Annotated in this window: 5 protein-coding genes; all 5 read left to right on the top strand. The window is 68.3% G+C overall.

All coding sequences use genetic code 11. The annotated features are described in order from the left end of the window. Positions 1 to 562: 4-alpha-glucanotransferase (locus WA805_RS19435; protein WP_425243039.1), on the top strand; the 562-nt coding region annotated here is incomplete at its 5' end. Between the two features lie 42 nt (positions 563 to 604). Then, positions 605 to 2239 carry a glucose-6-phosphate isomerase gene (gene pgi / locus WA805_RS19430; RefSeq protein WP_425243038.1) on the top strand — a complete coding sequence of 545 codons (1635 nt, stop codon included), beginning with the start codon at positions 605 to 607 and terminating at the stop codon, positions 2237 to 2239. Positions 2240 to 2245: 6 nt separating this feature from the next. Continuing rightward, positions 2246 to 3277 (top strand): phosphogluconate dehydrogenase (NAD(+)-dependent, decarboxylating), encoded by a 1032-nt coding sequence (gene gnd / locus WA805_RS19425; RefSeq protein ID WP_422272300.1) that lies wholly within the window; start codon positions 2246 to 2248, stop codon positions 3275 to 3277. After that, positions 3274 to 4746 (top strand): glucose-6-phosphate dehydrogenase, encoded by a 1473-nt coding sequence (zwf, locus tag WA805_RS19420; protein WP_422322991.1) that lies wholly within the window; start codon positions 3274 to 3276, stop codon positions 4744 to 4746. Before gnd ends, zwf begins: the two co-directional genes overlap by 4 nt. A 52-nt stretch (positions 4747 to 4798) precedes the next feature. After that, the coding region (locus WA805_RS19415) for a diacylglycerol/lipid kinase family protein (protein WP_422289628.1) at positions 4799 to 5115 on the top strand (317 nt) is incomplete at its 3' end.

Genomic DNA, 5115 nt, shown 5'->3' with positions numbered 1-5115 from the left:
CGGCACCGTCGAGCCGTGGCTGCGCGACGCGCTGGCGGCGCGCGGCGTGCTGGGCACCTCGGTGCTGTGGTTCGAGCGGGGCTGGGCCGGTGAGCCGCTGGCGCCGCAGTGGTGGCGGCGGAACTGCCTGGCCACGGTCTCCACCCACGACATGCCGCCCGCCGCGGCGTTCCTGACCGGTCAGCAGGTCACCGAGCGGCTGGCGCTCGGGCTGCTGGCCCGTCCAGAAGCCGAAGAGCGGGCGGAGGCCGCCAAGGCGCTCGACGACTGGCTGCGCGCCCTCGTCGGCGAGGGCCTGCTGCCCTCCCGCGACCCCGATCCCGACGCGTTCACCGTGGCGCTGTACGGCTACCTGGCCAAGACGCCCGCCCTGATGATCGGCGTCTCGCTGGCCGAGGCCGTCGGCGAGCGCCGCTCGCAGAACATGCCGGGTACCACCACCGAGTACCCGAACTGGCGGCTGCCGCTGTGCGGCCCCGGCGGCGAGCCCGTGCTGCTGGAAGACCTTCCCTCGATACCCCTCGTCCGTGCTGTCGCGGGCGCCGTGGCAGGATCAGCTTGAACGAGCGGGGAATGACAGCCACGCACGACGAGGGGAGACGACATGCCGCCTACCGCGCTGCGGGAGCGCAAGGCATGGCAGGCGCTCCAGCGCCATTACGCGGAAATCTCCGGGCGGCACCTGCGCGACCTGTTCGCCGAGGATCCCGGGCGCGGCGAACGGCTCACCGCCGAAGCCGCCGGCATTTACCTCGACTATTCCAAGAACCGGGTAACCGACGAGACGATGCGGCTGCTCATCGAGCTAGCCGCGGAATCGGGAGTCCCCGAACGGCGGGACGCGATGTTCCGCGGCGAGCACATCAACGTCTCAGAAGACCGGGCCGTGCTGCACGTGGCGCTGCGCATGCCGGCCACGGAAAGCCTTATCGTCGACGGCCAGGACGTCGTCAAAGACGTGCACGAAGTGCTTGGCCGGATGCGGGACTTCGCGACCCGGGTGCGCTCAGGCGAATTCAAGGGCTACACGGGCAAGCCAATAAAGAACGTCATCAATGTCGGCATCGGCGGGTCTGACCTCGGGCCTGTTATGGCTTATGAGGCGCTCAAGTTTTACTGCACGCGTGAAATGACCTTCCGTTTCGTATCCAATGTCGATTCCACTGACTTCGCGGAGGCGGTCCAGGACCTCAGCCCCGAGGAAACCCTGTTCATCATCTCCTCCAAGACGTTCGGGACGCTGGAGACGCTCGCCAACGCGACCACCGCCAGGGACTGGATCGTCGACGCGCTCGGGTCGCGGGACGCGGTCGCGAACCACTTCGTCGCGGTGTCCACGAACGCCGAGCGGGTGGCCGCGTTCGGCATCGACACGGCGAACATGTTCGGGTTCTGGGACTGGGTCGGCGGCCGCTACTCGATGGACTCGGCGATCGGGCTGTCCACGATGATCGCGCTCGGGCCCGAGGGGTTCGGCGAGATGCTCGCCGGATTCCACGACATGGACGTGCACTTCCGCACCGCGCCGCTGGCGGCCAGCCTGCCGGTGCTGATGGGGGTGCTCGCGGTGTGGTACCGCGACTTCTTCGGGCTGCAGACGGTGGGTGTCATGCCGTATGACCAGTACCTGAAGCGGTTCCCCGCCTACCTGCAGCAGCTCACGATGGAGTCGAACGGCAAGCACGTCACGCTGACCGGGCGCCGCGTCGACTACGACACCGGGGCCGTGTACTGGGGCGAGCCGGGCACCAACGGGCAGCACTCGTTCTACCAGCTCATCCACCAGGGGACCACGATCATCCCGGTGGACCTGATCGGGTTCGCCCGCGGGCTCAACCCCATCCGCGACCAGCACGACCTGCTGTCGTCGAACGTGTTCGCGCAGGCGGCGGGGCTGGCCTTCGGGAAGACCGAAGAGGAAGTGCGGGCCGAGGGGACGCCGGACCGCGTCGTGCCGCACCGGGTCATGGAAGGCAACCGGCCGACGAACACGCTGCTGTGCGACATCCTGACGCCGCGGCTGCTCGGGTCGCTCGTCGCGCTGTATGAGCACTCCGTGTTCGTGCAGGGCACGATCTGGGAGATCGACTCGTTCGACCAATGGGGTGTTGAGCTGGGCAAAGTCCTGGCCCAGCAGATCATCCCCGAGCTAGAGTCGCCGTCGGAGCCAGCGCTGTCGCATGACTCGTCGACGAACACGCTGATCCGTCGTTACCGGACACTGAAATCGGGGAGCTAGATCACCATGGCAACTGACAAGCCGACGCAGCTCGGCATGATCGGGCTGGGCCGGATGGGCGCGAACCTCGTCAGGCGACTGATGCGGGACGGCCACCACTGCGTGGCGTACGACAGGAACCCGGCAGTGGTCAAGGGCCTGACCGGCGAAGGCGCCGATGGGGCGAACTCGCTCGAGGAGTTCGTCGGCAAGCTGAACAAGCCGCGGAACATGTGGATCATGGTGCCGGCCGGGGCCGTGGAGTCGACGCTGGCGGCGCTGGTGCCGCTGCTCGACGCCGGGGACGTGGTGATCGACGGCGGCAACTCGTACTACCGGGACGACCTCACCCGGTCCGCCGCGCTGAAGGAGAAGGGGATCCACTTCATCGACGTGGGGACCAGCGGCGGCGTGTGGGGCCTGGAGCGCGGGTACTGCCTGATGATCGGCGGGGACGATGGCGCGGTCGCGCGGCTCGACCCGATCTTCCGCTCGATCGCCCCCGGTCTCGGGAACGTCGAGCCCACGCCGGGGCGGCAGCCCGCCGATTCCCCGGCGTCGGAGGGGTACCTGCACTGCGGGCCGTCCGGCGCCGGTCACTTCGTCAAGATGGTGCACAACGGCGTCGAGTACGGCATGATGGCCGCGATCGCCGAGGGGCTGTCGGTCATCAAGCACGCCGACGTGGGGATGCACCAGGACGAGATCGACGCGGAGACCGCGCCGCTGCGGACGCCCGAGGCCTACATGTACGAGATCAACGTCTCCGATGTGGCCGAGGTGTGGCGGCGCGGCTCCGTGGTCTCGTCCTGGCTGGTCGACCTGATCGCCGCGGCCCTGGCCAAGTCGCCGGACCTCGACGACTTCAGCGGCCACGTGTCCGACTCCGGCGAGGGCCGGTGGACCGTGCTGGCGGCGGTGGACGAGGGAGTGCCCGCGTCGGTGATCTCCGCGTCACTGTACGAGCGGTTCGAGTCGCGGGACAACGGCGAGTTCACCGCGAAGATCCTCTCCGCGATGCGCTCGGAGTTCGGCGGGCACGCGGAGAAGAAGAAATGAGCCCGGCGTCCGGAGCGCCCGAGGCGCCAGCGTCCAGGCCGCGGTCGCATACGCGGCCGGAGCCTTACGTCTACGTGCTGTTCGGCGCGACCGGGGACCTGGCTAAGCGCAAGCTGCTGCCGGGGCTGTATCACCTGTTCGTCGCCGGGCTGCTGCCAGAAAAGTTCCGGATCATCGGGACCTCGCCGCGGAAGTTCGAGTGGGCCGACGACGACTTCGCCGCGCACGCGAAGGCGGCCATCGACCAGTTCGGCAACACAAAACCGACCGGGCCGGAGTGGGACCAGTTCGCGTCCCGGCTGTCCTTCGGCGCCGCGTCGACCGACGACACGTCGCAGCTGGTATCGGCCGTCGAGGCGGCCGAGTCCGCGATCGGCGGCCACGTAGGGCGGCTGTTCCACTTGGCGGTGCCGCCGTCCGCGTTCACTACCGTGATCAAATTGCTCGGCGCTTGCGGCCTGAACAAGGGCGACGCGAAGGTGATCATCGAGAAACCGTTCGGCGAGGACCTGGCGTCGGCGCGACAGCTGAACGACGTGGTCCACTCCGTCTTCGACGAGTCGCGGGTCTTCAGGATCGACCACTTCCTCGGCAAGGAGTCGGTCGACAACATCCTGGCGTTCCGGTTCGCGAACGGGCTGTTCGAGCCGATCTGGAACCGGCAGCACGTCGAGTACGTGCAGATCGACGTGCCGGAGACGCTATCCGTCGACGACCGGGGAGCGTTCTACGACGCCACCGGCGCCTTCCGCGACATGGTGGTGACGCACCTGTTCCAGGTGCTCGGTTTCGTCGCGATGGAACCGCCCACGTCACTGGCGGCGAAGCCGCTGCGGGACGAGAAGGGCAAGGTATTCGACGCGCTGAAGCCCATTGACGTGCGGCACGTGGTGCGTGGGCAGTACAACGGTTTCCTCGCCACGAACGGCGTGCGCCCGGATTCCGATACCGAGACGCTGGTCGCGGTTCGCGCCGAGGTCGAGAACTGGCGGTGGCACGGGGTGCCGTTCTACCTGCGTTCCGGCAAGTGCATGCCGGAATCGCGGCAGGTGATAACACTCGGGCTGGCGCAGCCGCCGCTGCGGATGTTCCACACGCACCAGCAGGACGCACCGATGGGGCGGGTCAACGAGATCGTCATCGACTTCGCCGACCCCGGCTCGATCACCGTGGAGTTCATGGCCAAGGTACCGGGCCCGGATATGTCCCTCGGCGCTACGTCGATGACCTTCCGGTACGACGACTCGTTCGCCCAGGCCAACGCCCTGGAGGGATACGAGCGGCTGATCCTGCTCGCGATGCTCGGCGACCAGTCGCTGTTCACCCGGGCGGACGGCATCGAACGCGTCTGGGAGATCTCCGAGCCGCTGCTGACCTCGCCGCCTCCGGTGGAGCCCTACGAGAAGGGCACCTGGGGACCGGACACCATGCACAAGGTGATCGCACCGCACCGCTGGTACCTGCACTAGCCCCAGGGTCGTCGGTGCGTAATGGCATTTCGCGGGTAGCTTCAACGAAGTTATGGCTGCCGTCGCGTTCGTGATCAACGGCACGCTGGCTAAGGCCGGCGGGCGGTTCCTGCCGCTGTGCCATGCGGCCGCCGCGCGCGCCGGGTGGACTCCGGAATTCCATGTCACCGGCAAGGCCGAAGCCGGCGTCGCCGCCGCCAGGGACGCCGCGGCCGACGGCGCCGACCTTGTTGTCGCCGTCGGCGGCGACGGGACCGTACGGGGATGCGCCGAAGGCCTCGCGAATACGGGCATCCCGCTCGGGATCGTGCCGGTCGGCACCGGCAACCTGCTCGCCGCGACGCTGGGCATCCCGGCGCACGCCAGGGC

This window comes from Trebonia sp., from assembly GCF_049794275.1.
Classification (GTDB): Bacteria; Actinomycetota; Actinomycetes; order Streptosporangiales; family Streptosporangiaceae; genus Trebonia.
The sequence above is the reverse complement of the archived record's forward strand: the minus strand, read 5'-3'. Positions and strand labels throughout refer to the sequence as shown.